Source organism: Nocardia sp. TBRC8007 (assembly GCF_056629435.1).
Window position 1 is genome coordinate 37,209 of sequence record NZ_JBWSOR010000002.1, and the last position, 16,828, is coordinate 54,036.

Sequence of the window (16,828 nt, forward strand, 5' to 3'; positions counted from 1 at the left end):
ATCAAGTGGAGAGTCGCCACAGGGCGCTCACCGGCATGGCGCGCAGCTTCGGGCCGAACGGCAAGGTATGGCCGCCGGTGTACAAGACGATGCCCGCCAGGAATTCGTCGCCGAGTTTGGCCTCCAGGGCGCGTAGTCCGCGGAAATCGGTTGTCTTGACCGTGGAAGCCGCCTTGATCTCGATCCCGACCACAGCTCCGCGGCGGTCCTCCAGTAGGATGTCGACTTCGACTTTGTTCTGGTCTCGGTAGTGGTAGAGCTCGGCCGGCGTCGCGCTCCAGGTCAGCTGCCGGGCGAGTTCCGAGATCACGAACCCCTCCAGCAGGGGACCGAACAGGCCTCCCGGTCGCCGCAGAGTGTGGGCATCGATAGCGAGCATCCGGGCGGCGACACCGGAATCGACGAATACGAGCTTGGCCGCGGAGGTTACGCGTGTGCCGATATTGCGTGACCAACCGGGAATCCGCTTGATGAGGAAGATCTCCTCGAGCAGCCGCAGGTACCGTTGGACCGTACCGCGCGCAAGCTCGAGTTCACCAGCCAGTGCGCCTGCGCTGGTGAGCGTTCCGGATCGCGCCGCGAGCAACCGCACCAAGGTGGTCAGCTGGGGTGCGCGCTCGATCTCGGATAGCTGTCGCACATCCCGCTCGATCAGGTTCTGCACATAGTTGTCCAGGAACCGACCCCGTCGACGCTGATCGGTCCGCGCGACCGCTTCCGGAAAGCCACCGCGCACAATGCGTTCGGTGTATTCCACTCGCGAGATTTCCGAATCGGTGCCGATCGCAGGCCCAGAACGGAAGACCGCGTCGACGAATCCATCTGGGGCCCCATCAATTTCTCCCTGTGAGAAAGGCCACAACTCGATCGTATCCATGCGACCGGGAAGCGTGTCCGGAAGATCTCTCAGCCCGAGCAGGCGTGCGGATCCGGTCAGTAGGTAGCGACCGGGGCGCGGGTCGGTATCGACGGCCACTTTGATCGGAAGCAGCAGATCCGGCACCCGCTGAATCTCGTCGATGACCATCAACCCATCGTCCTCGACGAACCCGACGGGATCGGCGATCGCGGCCTGTCGGTCGTCGGGCCGGTCCAGGTCCCGCCACGTGGCCGCGCGTTCTCCGGCAATCGACCGCACCAGCGTGCTCTTACCGGCCTGGCGGGCACCGTTGACCAGCACGACCCGGGTATCCGATAACGCGTCGCGTACCGCTTCGGCCGCATGTCGCGGTCGTAGATTTCCGGTCGCCATGCACCCTATGGTAGTTCCTGTTGCCGATTTGCGGCGATATACATTGCCGATATGCGGTGTTATTTATAGCCGATTTGCGGCACTATATATTGCTGATCTGCGGCAGAGTGGATCGGCGAATCGCGAATTCGGTGGACTGTTGGTGGTGCTTCGGCTCTGGTTTCGGCCGATGTCGAGGTGCGGTGTGGGTGCGTGATCCGATTCGATCGGGACGTCACGTAGCGGATAGACGAGTACGCTTTCCTCGCCGTCTGCCCTGGTTCAGCTGCGTCGCAGTGCGGACAGCAGGGTGGTCAGGATCGGTGAGCGCCGGAGATCGGTGCGCAATACGGCCGAGACCGGGATGCGCAGTTTGTGCTCGGTGAGCGGTAGCACCACCAGCCCCTCGGTGGGGCTTTCGGCGTAGAGCACAGTCCAGGCGTCGGGCCGGTTGATGAGTTCCATTGTCGCGGTGTGGTCTGGCGTGATGGGTGGCCCGAAGGTGGGGCCGGTAGGCAATTCGGCGAATGCGTTGCGGATCACCGTATGCAACAGCACTTGCTCCTGTTCCGGCGGGAGTAGCAGTGGATACGAGCTCAGGTCGGCCAGGGTCACCGTGGATGTGGCGGCCAGTGGGTGTGCGCTGGAGGTGGCGATCACCAGGTCTTCGACCCAGAGCTGCTCCACCACGAGGCCGTGCTGGTCGACCCGGCCCCGGATCAGCGCTAGATCGCAATCTCCGTCGGCGACCGCGGTGATGCGTTGGCGGAATGGTTTGATCACGAACTCGATCTCGGCTTCCGAATGCGCGGCGCGCGCGCCTGCGATGGCCGATAGCGAGCGAGTGGCGAAGGACATGTTCGCGGCCAGCCGGATGCGCGGTCCTGCTGTGCGCACGGCGGCGCGGATCGCCGACTCCAGGCTCAGCATTTGTTTCGCGAGGGGGAGTAGCCGGGCGGTGGCGTCCGTGGGTACTACCGATCGAGTCGAGCGTTCGAACAGTTGCACGCCGAGGTCGCGTTCGAGCCGGGAGATCTGATGGCTGATCGCGGATTGGGAGATAAAACAGCGCGTGGCGGCACCACTGAAACTGAGCTCCTCGCACACCGCGACGAAGTAGGTGAGCTGCCGAAGTTCCACAGCACCTCCTATTGATTACGAATCGAGATAAGAGTCATCTCAAGTATGCGCTCTGACACCTGAAATATCCGCCTTCCGGATCACGGTTTGTAATGAGAGAAGGAGGTTTGTATGGAGTACGTGGATGCGGGGATCGAAACCGCGGGCGTGGTCATTGTCGGATCGGGATTCGGTGGGCTCGCAGCCGCCAAGCAACTGGCCAAGTCCGGTGTGGACTACGTGCTGATCTCGAGCACGCCCGAGCATCTGTTCCAACCGCTGTTGTATCAGGTAGCGACCGGAGTGCTCACCGCGGAGGAGATCGCGCCGCCGATCGCGGGCATCCTGCGCCGCCACCGCGAGGCCGATGTCCGCCTCGGCACAGTAGTCTCCATTGATCCGGATCAGGCCATTGTCATCTATGAGAACGCGGGTGTGCGGCATCGGATTCGCTACGGCTCGCTGATCGCGGCGACTGGTGCCAGTCAGTCCTATTTCGGCCGGGACGATTTCGCCGAGAAGACCTTCTCGCTCAAGACCATCGCTGACGCGCGGCGGTTGCGCGCGCAGATCGAACGCGTTTTCACCGAGGCCGCGAATGCCGACGAGCAGACCAAGCGCGGGCTCCTGAATTTCGTCGTGGTCGGTGCGGGTGCGACCGGCGTCGAGGTCGCGGGCCAGCTGCAGGAGCTGGCGAAGCGTCATTACCGCCAGGAAATTTCGGTCACGCTGGTAGAAGGCGCCGGTGCGGTGCTCCCGCCGTTCGGTGGCGGGCTGTCAGACTATGCGAGGAAATCGTTGACCCACAGCGGCGTCAACGTGTTACTGGACACTTTCGTCACCGACATCGAGTACGGCAAGGTCTCCGTCAAGGGTGCGGACGATGTCGAACATGTCATCGAGGCCGAAACGGTGGTTTGGTCGGCAGGTGTGCAGGTGGGCGGATTCGCGAAGATCTTGGCCGATGCCACCGGTATCGAGACCGACAGGGCGGGTCGGTTGCTGATCAACCCGGACCTCACCGTCGGCGGGTACGCGGACATCTACGCCATCGGAGATATGACCTCGCTCAACGGCTACCCCGGACAGTCGCCGGTAGCCATGCAGGAAGGCAGACATGCCGCCGACATCATCAGCCGTAAAAAGCGGCCCGGTACCCCCTTCAGCTACTGGGACAAGGGCAGTATGGCGGTGATCAGCCGGTTCAGCGCGGTCGCGAAACTCAATGAGCACATCACTTTCCGCGGTGTGTCGGCTTGGTTCATGTGGTTGGCGGTGCACCTGTTCTACTTGGTCGGCTTCCGTAACCGTTTCGCCGCGGTCGCTTCTTGGTTGATCGCGTTCATCGGTACCGGGCGGCCAGGCTTCGCCGAAGAGCGGACAGCTCCGGCCGAGACACACGCTGCGCAGCACAGCGCAGCCTGAGCCGCATTCGGTTTGCCGGGGCTGCGGCGCGGCGTATTCATGACCGCCTGTTCGCCCATGCCGTGGTCGGGTGAACGCAGCGGAACTATTTGGTGAACGACTGGGTGTGACTGAAATCTCGTTCACCGAACCGGTGTCGAGGTGACATTTAGAAGTTGCTCTGGCGCAGTGTCGAACTGGCTTCATCTCAGGTATGACTATTTCGTCCGTGCTGACAGCCTCGGCTCGACCGGTGATATCCAGGGAGGAACGGCCGCAGTACTCGCTGGTGGTCTCCTCGGATATCGCTCATCGTGTCGCCGCGCAGCGGTTGCGCTATGGGGTCTTCGCCGAAGAGCCGGGCTTCCGGATCCTGGACAATGGAACTGGCCTGGACGCCGACCATTTCGACGAGTACTGCGATCACATGCTCGTGCGCGACGACATCAGCGGGGAGTTCGTCGGCTGCTACCGCATGCTGCCGCCGGACAAGGTGGTCGCGGCGGGTGGGTACTACGCGGCGACAGAATTCGATCTCGCCCAACTGGATCCGGTGGGCACGCGGATCGTGGAGATGGGCCGGGCCTGCGTGGTGCCCGAGCATCGCAACGGTTCGGTACTCACCCTTATGTGGGCGGGCATCCTGCATTACATCCAACTCACCGGCTATGAGTGGGTGATGGGGTGTGTATCGGTACCGATGCAGCAGTCCCCGACAGACCCGTTGGGAGTGAATGTGCGCGGGGTGCGTGACCTGCTGCTCGGCAGGCATGCCTGCGAGCAGGAACGCCGGGTGCGTCCGTACCGTCCGGTGCTCGTCGAGGGCAGGTGTCTGGATGAACTGACCGCACCGTCGCGGACGAAGCTTCCACCACTGATGCGTGGCTATCTGCGGCTGGGCGCGAAGTTCTGCGGCGAGCCCGCGCACGATCTCGATTTCGCGGTGGCCGACTTTGTCGCGCTGCTCGGGCTGGACACTATCAACACCCGCTACCTCGACCGCCTACGCGATGCCGCGGCTACCTTCGATCGGAGACGGTGACACTGTGGGCTTCGATATGCCGCCTGCCGCGTGCACTGCGCACGCGTGGATGCCGTCGAGTCCATGCGGGACCGACTGCCTGGACGCGATCGCCGAGGCGGGCCCAGGATGGGTGGCCGTTCGGCTGGCCGGAGTCGCCGGACTGTTGCTCAGCTTCCCGGTCGCGTACATGGTGACGCCACGTGGCAAACGTGAATCAATGCAACGAGGTTACGCGCGCTCGCTGCTCGGCTGCCTCGGCATTCGATTACGCATAGTCGACAACCGGGGGGCCGCGCCGAAGCGTGGCGGCGCTGATGTGGGCGATGTCGTGTCCGCGCCGGTTGGGTACGGCGTTTCCGGCAGCGGAACGCTGGTTGTCGCCGGGCATATCAGTTGGACCGATATCGTTGCGCTGGCCTCAGTGCAGCCGCTCGGTTTCGTGGCACGCGCGGACCTGGTGGATTTGCCGTTTTTCGGCAAGCTCGCACAAGTGATGCGGGTCATCCCGATCGAACGGGAACGCCTGCGAGAACTGCCCGATGTGGTATCCGTAGTGGCTGCTCGGCTGGCCGCCGGCGACCGGATCGGCGTCTTTCCGGAGGGCACCACCTGGTGTGGCCGTGCTTCCGGCAAGATGCGGCCCGCGCTGTTCCAGGCAGCGGTGGACACAGGAAGCGCAGTACAGCCGGTGCGACTGCGGTATCTGGACCGGCGCGGTATGCCGTGCACGGCGCCGGGGTTCCTCGGCGCGGATACATTCATATCCTCCGTGCGCCGGGTGTTGCGCTCGCGTGGCCTGCTCGCCGAGGTAGTGCTAGAACCGGTGCAACAGCCCGGTTCGGATCGGCGCGAGCTGGCCCATCGCTGTGAGTCGGCAGTGCGCGGCGCGGCCTGGTAGCGGTCCTGCGACCGCACCTGTTCGGCTCTTGGCAGGTGCCCGTGCCGCAGGCCCGCGATATGGGTGGGAACGACCCACTGCGGGTGACAGTTATCCTTTACTGGTCATGAAGTCGGTTTTTTCGGGTCCGGTCAACGGCGCGGCGCCTCAGACGGTCTACCTCGATCACGCGGCCACCACACCGATGGTGCCTGCGGCTATCGAGGCGATGACGGCTGCCCTGCGAATACCGGGGAATGCCTCCTCGCTGCACGGATCGGGACGGGCTGCCCGGCGGCTGCTGGAGGAGGCACGTGAGGCGATCGCCACCGACCTCGGTGCCCGGCCCTCGGAGGTCATTTTCACCTCCGGTGGCACCGAAAGCGACAATCTGGCGGTCAAGGGCATCTACTGGGCGCGTCGTGCCGCCGAGCCATGCCGGACTCGGATCATCGCCAGCTCGATCGAGCACCATGCGGTGATCGACGCGGTGGAGTGGCTGGAGCAGCACGAGGGCGCGGAGGTCACCTGGTTGCCGGTGGACGATGAGGGGATGGTCGCGCCCGGCGCCCTGCGTGCCGCGCTCGTCGCGAATCCCGGCGATGTCGCACTGGTCACCATCATGTGGGCGAACAACGAAGTCGGCGCCATCCAGCCGATCGGGTCACTCGCCGCCGTGGCGCAGGAATTCGGTGTGCCGATACACAGTGACGCGGTGCAGGCGGCCGCTCAGCTTCCCATCGACTTCGGAGCCAGCGGGCTCTCCGCGGCGAGCTTCGCCGGTCACAAGGTCGGTGGCCCGCACGGTGTCGGTGTACTGCTGCTCGGCAGGCAGGTGCCGTGTGTGCCGTTGTTGCACGGTGGCGGGCACGAGCGCGACCTGCGTTCGGGAACCTCCGATACCGCGGCGGCTGTCGGCCTGGCCGCCGCCTTGCGGCAAACGGTCATCGAATTACCCGCGCGGACGAACGAATTGAGCGCTCTTCGTGACGCGCTGATCGCAGGCATTCGCGTGATCGCTCCGGACGCGATATTCAATGGGCCGCTCGACGATCGCCGCCTGCCCGGCAACGTGCATGTCACTTTCCCTGATTGTGAAGGGGATTCGCTGTTGATGCTGATGGACGCGGCCGGGATCGAATGCTCGACCGGCTCGGCGTGTACCGCCGGCATCGCCACGCCGAGTCATGTGCTGATCGCGATGGGCGCCGAGCCCAGGCAGGCGCGTGGGTCATTACGATTCTCGCTGGGGCACTCCTCGTCTCGCGCGGATGTCGATACAGTGCTGCGGGTGCTGCCACAGGTGGTGGAGCGGGCCAAGGCCGCAGGCCTGGCCGGTGCGAGAGGAGGCGTCTGATGCGGGTACTCGCCGCGATGAGTGGTGGGGTCGATTCGGCCGTCGCGGCGGCGCGTGCCGTCGATGCCGGCCATGAGGTGGTCGGTGTGCACTTGGCGCTGTCGGCGATACCAGGCACGTTGCGTATCGGATCGCGCGGCTGCTGCTCGAAAGAGGACGCAGGCGATGCCAGACGTGCCGCTGACGTACTCGGCATCCCGTTCTATGTCTGGGATTTCGCCGATCGATTCAAAGAAGACGTGATCGACGATTTCGTCGCTTCCTATGCGGCGGGAGAAACACCGAACCCCTGCCTGCGCTGCAATGAGAAGATCAAGTTCTCCGCGCTGGCCGCCCGCGCGGTGGCGCTCGGTTTCGATGCGGTGGCCACCGGCCACTACGCGCGGCTGGAAGACGGTGTGCTGCGCCGCGCCGTCGACATAGACAAGGACCAGTCCTATGTGCTGGCGGTGCTGACCGCACAGCAGCTCGCGCGCGCGATGTTCCCGGTGGGTGATACTTCCAAGCCGCGGATTCGTGCCGAGGCCGCCGAGCGTGGGCTCGCCGTGGCGAATAAGCCGGACAGCCACGATATCTGCTTCATCCCCTCTGGAGATACTCGTGCCTTCCTCGGCGCGAAGATCGGCATTCGGACCGGTGCGATCATCGACGCGGACGGCCGGGTACTCGGGCAGCACGAGGGTGTGCACGGGTTCACCATCGGTCAGCGCAAGGGCCTCGGTTTACCCGGACCAGCGGTCGACGGCAAGCCCAGATATGTGACCGGCATCGATCCCGATACCGGAACAGTCCGGGTCGGTACGGCAGAGGACCTGCGGGTCTGGACGGTCGAGGCCGAGCGAGCAGTCTGGACCTCGGGTTCCGCACCCGCGGGACCGATCGAGTGCGTGGCTCAGGTGCGTGCGCACGGCGGTACTGCCCCCGCGGTCGCCGAGGCGGTGGGTGCGGGGCTGATCGTGCGCCTACGCGAGCCGTTGACCGGTGTCGCCCGCGGCCAGGCGGTGGTGCTCTACCGTTCGGATCCCCAGGGCGACGAAGTGATCGGCAGCGGAACCATCTCCGCGACAGCGGATCGGGCCGCATCCACCGATACGGTGTGGTGAGACGACGGTGCGGTGCGGCGACAGCAGACGGTGGCCGCGCCTGGAGCGCTCGACACTGGTGACGGAAAGTTCGGACGGACGGGAGTTCGGTGACGGTGGACGAGACCGGCACGACAGGTACGGTGCGGGACAGTGCGGCCGATGCGGTGCCCGAGTTCGCCGGTTTCCGCGGCGGACTCGCGACCGGGGTCGGCTCCTGGCCGGGAAGCGATCCCAGGGAGGCCGCCGCGACAATCGTCGGCGAGCTCGGCGAGCTGCCGCATCTGGTGGAGCTGCCGATGCGCGGTGCGGGCGCGGACCTGATCGGCCGCGCTTCTGCGCTATTGGTCGATCTGCGTTTCGATACCACGTCACGGGGCTATCGGCTCGCGTCGCGGCCAGGAGCGGTTTCGCGGCGCGCCCATGATCTGTTACGCACTGATCTGGACGCGCTCGAAGAAGCCTGGGAGGACGCTGGACTGACCGGTCTCGGACGCACGGTCAAGGTCCAAGCGGCGGGTCCGCTGACCTTGGCCGCACAGGTGGAGCTGCCGGGTGGGCATCGCGTGCTCACTGATCCCGGTGCCGTGCGCGACCTTTCGGAGTCGTTGGCCGAGGGGTTGTCCCAGCACCTCGCCGAGGTAGGCAAGCGGCTCGGCGCCCATGCCGTCCTGCAGCTGGATGAGCCGTCGCTGACTGCGGTACTCGACGGTTCGCTGCGTGGCGTGAGCGTACTGGATACCGTGCGCGCGCTGCCCGAGCCACAAGCGTGTGCCGTCCTGGACACAGTGATCACCGCACAATCGGTGCCGGTGCTCGTGCACAGCTGCGCTGAGGTCCCGGCGTTGGGTCTGCTGCGCAGCACTGCCGCCGCCGCGCTCGGTTTCGACCTGAGCACGATCGGCACCGGGCAGCTCGACGAGGTAGGGGAAACCCTCCAAGGGGGTAAACATCTGGTGCTCGGCGTCGTTCCGGCCGTAGCTCCGACCACTCCGGTCACCTGGCGTAGTCTCGCCGAACCGGGAGTCCGGTTGGTCGATCGGCTCGGCTTCGGTCGCCGGACGCTCGCGCAGCGAGTGGCGGTCAGCCCTGCCTGCGGTATGGCGAGCGCTTCTCCGGAGTGGGGACGCAAGGCCTTGCGCCTGGCCAATGAGGTGGCACGGGCCTATGCCGAAGAGCCGGAGCGGCTTTCCTTCGACTGAACTGGACGTTTCGTCGTCTGCTCTGGGTCGGGACGGGCCGCGTCTGATGTGCGGAACACGAGCATGCACTGTCGGTGCGCTCGGCTACTGTGCCAAGCGTGAGTGACAGCGACAATGCGGCGCCGCCGGAGCTGCGAGTGCGGTGGCAGCAGCTTGCGGACGAGGTGCGTGAGCACCAGTTCCGCTACTACGTACGGGACGCGCCGATCATCTCCGACGGCGAGTTCGACGCGTTGTTGCAGCGGTTGCAGGCCATGGAGGACGAGCAGCCCGATCTGCGCACACCCGATTCGCCCACCCAGCTCGTCGGTGGTGGTTTCGCGACTGATTTCGCCGCAGTGGACCACCTCGAGCGGATGCTTTCGCTGGACAATGTGTTCGATATCGACGAGTTGCGGGCCTGGGCCGCGCGAGTGGAGGCGGAAACCGGGCCGGACCCGCATTATCTGTGTGAGGTGAAGATCGACGGCGTCGCGCTGAATCTCGTCTACCGGAACGGGCGCTTGATCCGCGGCGCCACCCGCGGCGATGGACGCACTGGTGAGGATGTGACGCTCAACGCCCGCACCATCGACGACATCCCAGGCGAGTTGACGCCCAGCGACGAATTCCCGATTCCGGAGCTGCTGGAAGTTCGCGGTGAGGTGTACCTTCGGTTGGAGGATTTCCAGACGCTCAACACCGCTATCGTCGCAGAGGGAAAGCCGCCATACGCCAATCCTCGCAATACCGCGGCGGGCTCTTTGCGGCAGAAGGACCCGGCAGTGACCGCGCGGCGCAGGTTGCGGATGGTCTGCCACGGCTTCGGCCGCATCGAGGGCTACGCCCCGGTCACGCAGCACGAGGCGTACCGGGCGCTCGCGGCCTGGGGGCTGCCGGTATCAGAACACATCAGAAGGGTGCGGGGTATCGACGCGGTGATCGAGCGGGTCGCTTACTGGGGCGAGCACCGGCATGATATCGATCATGAGATCGATGGTCAGGTGATCAAGGTCGATGAGACCGCGTTGCAGCGCCGTCTCGGCTCGACCTCGCGCGCCCCGCGCTGGGCGATCGCCTACAAATACCCGCCGGAAGAAGCGACGACCCGGCTGCTGGACATCCAGGTGAATGTCGGCCGTACCGGCCGGGTGACCCCGTTCGCGGTCATGGAGCCGGTGTCCGTCGCAGGTTCCACTGTCGCGATGGCCACCTTGCACAATGCCGCCGAGGTCAAACGCAAAGGCGTGTTGATCGGCGATACGGTCACCATTCGCAAGGCGGGTGACGTGATCCCCGAGGTACTCGGCCCGGTGGTGGATGCGCGCCCCGCCGATGTCCGTGAGTTCGTCATGCCGACGCACTGCCCGGAGTGTGGCACCGAGTTGCGGCCGGAGAAGGAGGGCGATGCCGACATCCGTTGTCCGAATCAGCAATTCTGCCCGGCGCAGTTGCGTGAGCGGGTATCCCACGTGGCAGGCCGTGGCGCGTTCGACATCGAGGCGCTCGGTTATGAGGGTGCGATCGATCTGCTGAAATCCGGTGCGATCATCGACGAGGGCGACCTGTTCGATCTGGATGAGGCGGCTCTGCTGACCACCTCGTTATACGCCAATAAGGACGGCAGTTTGTCGGCCAATGGCAAGCGTTTACTGGAGAATCTGGCCACGGCCGAGAACCGGCCGCTGTGGCGAGTGCTGGTCGGCTTGTCTATCCGGCACGTCGGCCCCACGGCAGCGCGCGCGCTGGCCGCCGAGTTCGGAAGCCTGGACCGTATCGAGGAGGCTTCGGTCGAGGAACTGGCTGCCACGGATGGCGTCGGTCCGACCATCGCGGCCGCAGTATCGGAATGGTTCACCGTCGACTGGCACCGCGCCGTGGTGGCGAAGTGGCGGGCCGCTGGGGTGCGGATGGCAGATGAACGCGACGATTCCGTCGCGCGCCATCTCGCGGGCCTGTCCATCGTGGTGACCGGTTCTTTGCAGGGATTCACCCGTGATGGCGCCAAGGAGGCAATTCTGGTGCGCGGCGGCAAGGCCGCGAGTTCGGTATCGAAGAAGACCGCGTTCGTCGTGGTCGGTGACGCACCGGGAAGCAAGGCTACCAAGGCGGAGGAACTGGGTGTGCCGATCCTCGATGAGGAGGGATTCCGGCGGCTGCTGGCAAGCGGACCCGATGCGGTCGCGCCGGAGACGGCCGCGGCGGATGCCGAAGCCGAGGAGTGAACGATACTTGCCCTCGAGATAGTTTGAGGTATGAGGATCAACTGATGGGCGACTATCAAGAGTTCATCATGCCTCGTCCCACCAACTTTGAGCACAGGTGCGTCAGCCGGGTTCGGTGCGGCGCTCCCCCTGTGGCGTCTGCTGCAGCCCCGCTGTGCTGTGCGGCACGGCCCGAGGGGGATCTCGGCGGTGCCGCACAATGCGGTGGTCGGGTCGCCGCTCAAATCGTGATCCCGAATACGCTGGTGGGGCTGGTGGCGATCACGGTGGGGGTGGCGGTGCCGGTGATCGGCGCCGACACCACCTGAGCGGTGTTTCGGTTGGTGATGAACAGGGTGCTGCCGGAAGCGGTGATACCTGAAGGGTTCGACAGTCCGGTCACCAAGGGGGTCGGTGTGCCGCCGGTGACCGGCACCGTGGACACTCGATTGGCCGCGGGCTCGCAGATGTAGAGGAGGTTGCCGACCCGGACGAGGGCTATAGGAAGGTCCAGGCCGGACGCCAATAGGGTTGGTGTGCCTCCGGTTTGCGGCACCGAGTACACATTGCCGGCGCCGAAGTCGGTGAAGAACAACAGGCCGCCGTAGGTGTAGGGCAGTGGATTGCTGATGCCGTCCACGGAGGTGACGGTGACCTCGACGGTGCCGGTGCCGGGTGGGGCGATAGCGTTGATCTGGGTGTCGGAGACGATGGTGAAGGTGGTCGCCGTCGCCCCGAACCGTACGGTCAACGGGCCGGTGAACCCACTGCCGAAGATCTATACCGTGTTGCCGCCGGATTCGGGACCGGAAATCGGGCTGAGCGCCGTGAGCACAGGTGCGGCCAGCAGAGCCGCCGAGACCGAAGCAAGCCCCGATTGGGTGGGCACCCCGTCGGTGATGCCGAAGATGCCGGTGGGGCTGGTGGCGATCACGGTGGGGGTGGCGGTGCCGGTGATCGGCGCCGACACTACCTGACTGGTACCTAAGTTGGTGATGAACAGGGTGCTGCCGGAGACGGTGATATCCGTAGGGCTCGACAGTCCGGTCACCAGGGAGGTCGGCGTGCCACCGGTTGTCGGCACCGTCACCACCCGATCGGCCCCTTGATCGCAGATGTAGAGTAGGCTACCGACCCGGACGAGACCTACGGGCCTCAGGTCGGTCGCCAGGAAAGTCGGTGTGCCACCGGTTTGCGGTACCGAATACACATTGCCGACAGGGGAGACGCCATCGGTGAAGAACAGCAGCCCGGCACCGTTGTAGGTGTAGGGCAGTGGGTTGCTGGTGCCGTTCAGCAGGGCGGCGACGGTGACCTCGACGGTGCCGGTGCCAGGCGGGGCGATGGCGTCGATCTGGGTGTCGGAGACAATGGTGAACGTGGTGGCGGTCGCCCCGAACCGTACTGTCAGCGGGCCGACGCCGGCGAACCCGCTGCCGAAGATCTGTACCGTGTTGCCGCCGGAGGTGGGACCGAAGGTGGGGTCGAGTGAGGTGAGCACAGGCGCCATCGGAGGTCTTCGAACATGGAAAGTGGTTGTCCTGCAACATTTATCGAGTTAAGCGCTACCGCTGTATTCAGTAGGCCACCGGCGGTGGTGGTTCCGCAACGTATCCTTGGCCGCGGTTCCGCAACGAATTGCCTGGACAGTTTTCGGCTCGGAACTGTGAACGGCCGGTCTTGTGGGGTGATAATGGTTGTCCGGCAGTGGGTATCAGGCCCGGATGGTATGTAATCGGATGTCCGGCGCCGAGAGTTGCTGTACTGGAGTAGCTTCGAGGTCGGGGTCCGGGTTTCGAGATATTCGAGTACAGGGCTGACCTGAACGCGGTCGATACGGCATACCGTCGAGAAGCGGGAGAGCATGAAGCCGATGAGGGTCGAGCTCTTCGCCTCGGACGAATTCGACGTGGAATCTGCGACTGTCTTTATCCGGTGGTGGCAGGAAGGGGCGCTAGGGCACGTGCGCGAGGATGGCGGTGGCTGCCGTGGGCCGTGGGGGTTCGAAACCGCAGGCCCGGCAATGTAGCCCGCTTCCACTCATGATATCGATTCGGGGTTGTCGGGGACCGGGTGGATCATCCTGGACGCGGTTACTGCCGGGCTGGTGTCGCCGAGTCGGTGCGCAGCGGGAAGTATGGCGACATGCTGCGCAGTTTTCGGGTGACCAATCACAGATCGCTGGCCGATGCACAGGAGCTGCGGCTCACCAAGGGCAGCGGGCCGGTCGCTGTGCCGGTGACCGCTATCCATGGTGGCGCCGCGGCGGGCAAGACGAACCTGATCGACGCACTCCGGCAGATGCGAGACGCGGTGGTGCACTCGGTCGCCGGGTGGGATCCGTATGCGGGACCGGTTCGGGTTCCGCACCTCGGATTCCCGGATCGACCTTCGGAATTCGTGGCGGCGTTCGTGGCCGAGGGGGTGCCCTACACCTACGGATTCCGACTGAGCACCGCCGACGTGACTGCGGAATGGCTGCACACCCATCCACGCTCGCGCAAGCGAATCGTGTTCGAGCGCAGCGGAGAACAGATCAAGATCGGCCCGATGTTCGAGGCGGCCCGCTATGGAATCGCCGCGCTGGTGCCGCTGGTCCGTCCGAACGCGCTGCTGCTCAGTCTCGCCGGACAGCTGTATTCCGATGCGCTCGTACCCGCGTACCGGTGGTTTCAATCGATGCTAGAGGTGCAGTGCGGGCACACTGAGCAGGCCGCCGTCGCCTATCGGCTGGCCGGACATCTGTCCAGGTCGCCGGAGAACGCGACCCGCTTAATGATGCTGCTGCGCAGTGCCGAGCTGGGCATCACCGATGTGCTCATCGCGGAGAACGACCCGATGTATACCGACTACTTGCGCGAATTGGATGCCGACATCGCCGGTCTCGCTGAACAGATCGATCGGTGTGCCGCTTCTGGCGACTACGCGGATCAGCTACTGCGCGAGCACGGTCTCACCGACGTGTTGCTCGAGCGCGAGCTGATCAACCTGAAAGCCGCGCGCGATGCCCTGTACGCGCGGATGGTGGCCCGGCGCGGAGTCGGCCTGAACCTGGTGCACGAGGGCATCGAGAATCCGTTCGAGATCGGCGACGAATCTTCCGCCACGCTAGCGCTGCTGCGGCTGCTGCCCGCCATGCTCGACGCCCTGGATATGGGCCGGGTCCTGGTCATCGACGATATCGACGTGTGCCTGTCTGTCGAGGAGACTGACCGGCTGATCCAGTTGTTTCAGAATCCGGAGACCAATCGCCGTGGCGCTCAACTGATCTTCACCACCGGCAACCGTATCCTGATCGATCGGGGCAATGGGCGCTCGCAACGCACTCGCACCTCGGTATGGCAGATTCGCCGTACTGGCCAGGGCGGCAGCGAGCTCATGCCGGTATAGCGCGGGTCCTAGCATGAGGACATGCTGGAGTTCGCCTCGTTGGTAATCCTGACCGCGGTACTGGCGTCGCTGATCGCGCTGGCCGTCCGTGCCCGCCAGGGTCGTCCGGGCCGTCAGCTGACGAACCCGGAGCAGGGGACGCTGTATGTCACCGGTGTGAGCCCGCGTCCGAATGCTTTTGGTGAGCAGTATGTGACCATCACCGGCGAACTCACCGGGCCTTCGGTCCCCGGCACAGTGGTGTACGGCCGTTTCGTCTGGAATACCAGTTCTTGGCCGGAGAGCGGGGATCTTTTCACCGTTGTCTATCCGGTGGGTAAACCAGAACGCTGGCAGCTTTGCCTGCCCAGCTGAGCAGAGATGGGTCGGGTCCGCTCAGTGTGGCGCGTGGGCGACGGCCGACACGACTGCCGATGGCATTATGCATGGTATGCGTGTGTACGACCTCGGGGTCGTCGTCCGGGCGGCTCGACCCGAGGAGTACGGCGAGGTAGGTGAACTGACCGTACAGGTCTACGTCGGTGAGGGCTACGTGTCAGCCGACAGCCCGTACGCGGGTGAGCTGGCTGATACCGCTCGCCGTGCGGTGACCGGCCGGATCCTTGTCGCCACCCATGCCGACCGGATCGTCGGCTCACTCACCGTCGCGTATCCCGGCACTCCCTACGCGGAGATCGCGCTACCGGGTGAGCTGGAGTTCCGTATGTTGGCTGTCGCGAAGTCGGCGCGTGGTCTCGGTGCCGGAACGGAGTTGGTGCGTACGGTGATCGACCTGGCCCGCGCGGAGGGATTCGCCGCTGTTGTGCTCACCACTATGCCTGCCATGGTGGATGCCCGCCGGATCTACCACCGCTTCGGTTTTCACCCTGTCCCGAGTCGGGACTGGCGCACCGGGTCGGGTGAACAGCTGCATGTTCTGCGGTTACCATTCCTTCCGGAGGGAAGGGACTCCGCGGGTACAGCGCCATAGCCGAGGGGCGACTCGCTCGAGTGGAGCCGGGTCGGCGGCGAAACCGGACCTACCGGAACTAGATGAGCACGGTCGCGATTATCCCCGCGAGATAACCGAGCCGGGCCACCTCGGAGGGCCGGAAGTCAGGACCACCGGGCCGACCTAATAGCAACGCTTTGCCTGTGTTGCCGAGCGGTGCGGCGGCCAGCCTGGTGTCCATATCGCGCCATATCTTCGGTACCCAGTCGGCCTCGGGATCCAGCGTGGAAGGTTTCTCCAGCGGCATCCATGGCGCCGAACCCGCTTGTGTCTGTGGTGCACCGGGGCTTCCGACCACTCGATAGGTACCGTGTGGGCCGATACCGATAATTGTGCTCCAGCCGACCCGCAGCACCCGTGGCACACCGTCGACCAGCACTTGTAACCGGTCGTCGCGGGCGCCGGCCACGTTGTCGATGAGCTCGAGTTCGCGGTGTGTGTCCAGCACTCCCGAGTAGGGGCGTATCGAGTCCACGAGTACGTCGCCGATAGATTCGGCCGCGGTGATCAGAGTGTCGGGCAGTGCACCGGAGGGGACCTCGACGACGAGGTCGTCGACAGCGTAGCCCGCACCGCGCTCCACCACATCCAACGAGAGGATGTCGGCGCCGACGGAGCCCAACGCGAGTGCGAGCGCCCCGAGGCTTCCCGGTCGATCTGGAAGCTGCACGCGGAGTAGATACGACACGTGCGTTCCTTTCCTCGAGCGACCGAGATTCTCAACATATACCCGGGTAAAGCAATGATTACACCCTTGACGGCTGGTTATCGAGTCGAGGTCATGCTGGTGACTTGGGTCACGTCGATGATGTGTGCGAGGGTGACGGGTCGAACGGCTCAGGACAGATGCGGTGATCCCGACAGCGGTTGCCAGGTGCCGGTTCGGTTCGACTGCGTGGGTCGCCGGACGAAGCGTGGGTGCCGGAGGGGTGGTCGGCGCCGGTAGCTAGGCTATGTGTTTGTCGTGC

Annotated in this window: 16 protein-coding genes; 11 read left to right on the forward strand and 5 right to left on the reverse strand. The window is 64.9% G+C overall.

Annotated features, from left to right (window positions below; genetic code table 11):
• Window position 1: 1 nt before the first annotated feature.
• Window positions 2-1,252: an ATP-binding protein gene (locus ACX4ZE_RS02790; protein ID WP_480271686.1), complete on the reverse strand. Its 1,251-nt coding sequence runs from the start codon at window positions 1,250-1,252 to the stop codon at window positions 2-4.
• Between the two features lie 261 nt (window positions 1,253-1,513).
• A complete protein-coding gene (locus ACX4ZE_RS02795; RefSeq protein ID WP_480271687.1) occupies window positions 1,514-2,371 on the reverse strand; it encodes a LysR family transcriptional regulator in 858 nt (285 codons plus the stop codon).
• 111 nt (window positions 2,372-2,482) lie between these two features.
• Here ACX4ZE_RS02795 and ACX4ZE_RS02800 point away from each other — a divergent pair, with 111 nt between their 5' ends.
• From ACX4ZE_RS02800 to ligA, 7 genes are all read left to right on the forward strand, one after another.
• Window positions 2,483-3,775 carry an NAD(P)/FAD-dependent oxidoreductase gene (locus ACX4ZE_RS02800; RefSeq protein ID WP_480271688.1) on the forward strand — a complete coding sequence of 431 codons (1,293 nt, stop codon included), beginning with the start codon at window positions 2,483-2,485 and terminating at the stop codon, window positions 3,773-3,775.
• A gap of 193 nt (window positions 3,776-3,968) precedes the next feature.
• Entirely contained in the window at window positions 3,969-4,796 is an 828-nt protein-coding gene (locus tag ACX4ZE_RS02805) for a GNAT family N-acetyltransferase (RefSeq protein ID WP_480271689.1), read from the forward strand.
• Window positions 4,797-4,800: 4 nt separating this feature from the next.
• A complete protein-coding gene (locus tag ACX4ZE_RS02810; RefSeq protein ID WP_480271690.1) occupies window positions 4,801-5,676 on the forward strand; it encodes a lysophospholipid acyltransferase family protein in 876 nt (291 codons plus the stop codon).
• Window positions 5,677-5,782: 106 nt separating this feature from the next.
• Entirely contained in the window at window positions 5,783-7,012 is a 1,230-nt protein-coding gene (locus ACX4ZE_RS02815) for a cysteine desulfurase family protein (protein WP_480271691.1), read from the forward strand.
• Complete coding sequence (gene mnmA / locus ACX4ZE_RS02820) at window positions 7,012-8,115, forward strand: tRNA 2-thiouridine(34) synthase MnmA (RefSeq protein WP_480271692.1); 1,104 nt, start codon at window positions 7,012-7,014, stop codon at window positions 8,113-8,115. The genes ACX4ZE_RS02815 and mnmA overlap by 1 nt, the downstream gene beginning before the upstream one ends.
• A gap of 146 nt (window positions 8,116-8,261) precedes the next feature.
• Window positions 8,262-9,296, forward strand: coding sequence for a methionine synthase (locus ACX4ZE_RS02825; protein WP_480271938.1), 1,035 nt, complete (start codon window positions 8,262-8,264; stop codon window positions 9,294-9,296).
• 98 nt (window positions 9,297-9,394) lie between these two features.
• Complete coding sequence (ligA, locus tag ACX4ZE_RS02830; protein WP_480271693.1) at window positions 9,395-11,500, forward strand: NAD-dependent DNA ligase LigA; 2,106 nt, start codon at window positions 9,395-9,397, stop codon at window positions 11,498-11,500.
• A 220-nt stretch (window positions 11,501-11,720) separates the two neighbouring features.
• Here the strand turns inward: ligA and ACX4ZE_RS02835 are convergent, their stop codons facing one another.
• Together ACX4ZE_RS02835 and ACX4ZE_RS02840 are read right to left on the reverse strand one after the other, a co-directional pair.
• Window positions 11,721-12,257 carry an IPT/TIG domain-containing protein gene (locus ACX4ZE_RS02835; protein WP_480271939.1) on the reverse strand — a complete coding sequence of 179 codons (537 nt, stop codon included), beginning with the start codon at window positions 12,255-12,257 and terminating at the stop codon, window positions 11,721-11,723.
• Complete coding sequence (locus ACX4ZE_RS02840) at window positions 12,258-12,989, reverse strand: IPT/TIG domain-containing protein (RefSeq protein WP_480271694.1); 732 nt, start codon at window positions 12,987-12,989, stop codon at window positions 12,258-12,260.
• Between the two features lie 363 nt (window positions 12,990-13,352).
• On the opposite strand from ACX4ZE_RS02840, the gene ACX4ZE_RS02845 reads away from it, so the two are divergent.
• The 4 genes from ACX4ZE_RS02845 (at window position 13,353) to ACX4ZE_RS02860 (ending at window position 15,839) form a co-directional block, all read left to right on the forward strand.
• On the forward strand, window positions 13,353-13,508 hold the full coding sequence (locus tag ACX4ZE_RS02845; RefSeq protein ID WP_480271695.1) for a hypothetical protein: 156 nt from the start codon (window positions 13,353-13,355) through the stop codon (window positions 13,506-13,508).
• A gap of 44 nt (window positions 13,509-13,552) precedes the next feature.
• Window positions 13,553-14,869 (forward strand): AAA family ATPase, encoded by a 1,317-nt coding sequence (locus ACX4ZE_RS02850; RefSeq protein WP_480271696.1) that lies wholly within the window; start codon window positions 13,553-13,555, stop codon window positions 14,867-14,869.
• 21 nt (window positions 14,870-14,890) lie between these two features.
• On the forward strand, window positions 14,891-15,223 hold the full coding sequence (locus ACX4ZE_RS02855) for a hypothetical protein (protein ID WP_480271697.1): 333 nt from the start codon (window positions 14,891-14,893) through the stop codon (window positions 15,221-15,223).
• 76 nt (window positions 15,224-15,299) lie between these two features.
• A complete protein-coding gene (locus tag ACX4ZE_RS02860) occupies window positions 15,300-15,839 on the forward strand; it encodes a GNAT family N-acetyltransferase (RefSeq protein ID WP_480271698.1) in 540 nt (179 codons plus the stop codon).
• 58 nt (window positions 15,840-15,897) lie between these two features.
• Here ACX4ZE_RS02860 and ACX4ZE_RS02865 read toward each other — a convergent pair whose 3' ends face one another.
• The gene (locus tag ACX4ZE_RS02865) at window positions 15,898-16,548 is read right to left on the reverse strand and encodes an ACT domain-containing protein (RefSeq protein ID WP_480271699.1); all 651 of its coding nucleotides are present in this window, start codon (window positions 16,546-16,548) and stop codon (window positions 15,898-15,900) included.
• Window positions 16,549-16,828: the final 280 nt, after the last annotated feature.

What these genes read in the sequence shown, in the direction of transcription:
- ACX4ZE_RS02790 (WP_480271686.1), bottom strand. Translation starts at nt 1,252, where the DNA reads ATGGCGACCGGAAATCTACGACCGCGACATGCGGCCGAAGCGGTACGC.
- ACX4ZE_RS02800 (WP_480271688.1), top strand. Translation starts at nt 2,483, where the DNA reads ATGGAGTACGTGGATGCGGGGATCGAAACCGCGGGCGTGGTCATTGTC.
- ACX4ZE_RS02805 (WP_480271689.1), top strand. Translation starts at nt 3,969, where the DNA reads ATGACTATTTCGTCCGTGCTGACAGCCTCGGCTCGACCGGTGATATCC.
- ACX4ZE_RS02815 (WP_480271691.1), top strand. Translation starts at nt 5,783, where the DNA reads ATGAAGTCGGTTTTTTCGGGTCCGGTCAACGGCGCGGCGCCTCAGACG.
- mnmA (WP_480271692.1), top strand. Translation starts at nt 7,012, where the DNA reads ATGCGGGTACTCGCCGCGATGAGTGGTGGGGTCGATTCGGCCGTCGCG.
- ACX4ZE_RS02840 (WP_480271694.1), bottom strand. Translation starts at nt 12,989, where the DNA reads ATGGCGCCTGTGCTCACCTCACTCGACCCCACCTTCGGTCCCACCTCC.
- ACX4ZE_RS02845 (WP_480271695.1), top strand. Translation starts at nt 13,353, where the DNA reads ATGAGGGTCGAGCTCTTCGCCTCGGACGAATTCGACGTGGAATCTGCG.
- ACX4ZE_RS02855 (WP_480271697.1), top strand. Translation starts at nt 14,891, where the DNA reads ATGCTGGAGTTCGCCTCGTTGGTAATCCTGACCGCGGTACTGGCGTCG.
- ACX4ZE_RS02860 (WP_480271698.1), top strand. Translation starts at nt 15,300, where the DNA reads ATGCGTGTGTACGACCTCGGGGTCGTCGTCCGGGCGGCTCGACCCGAG.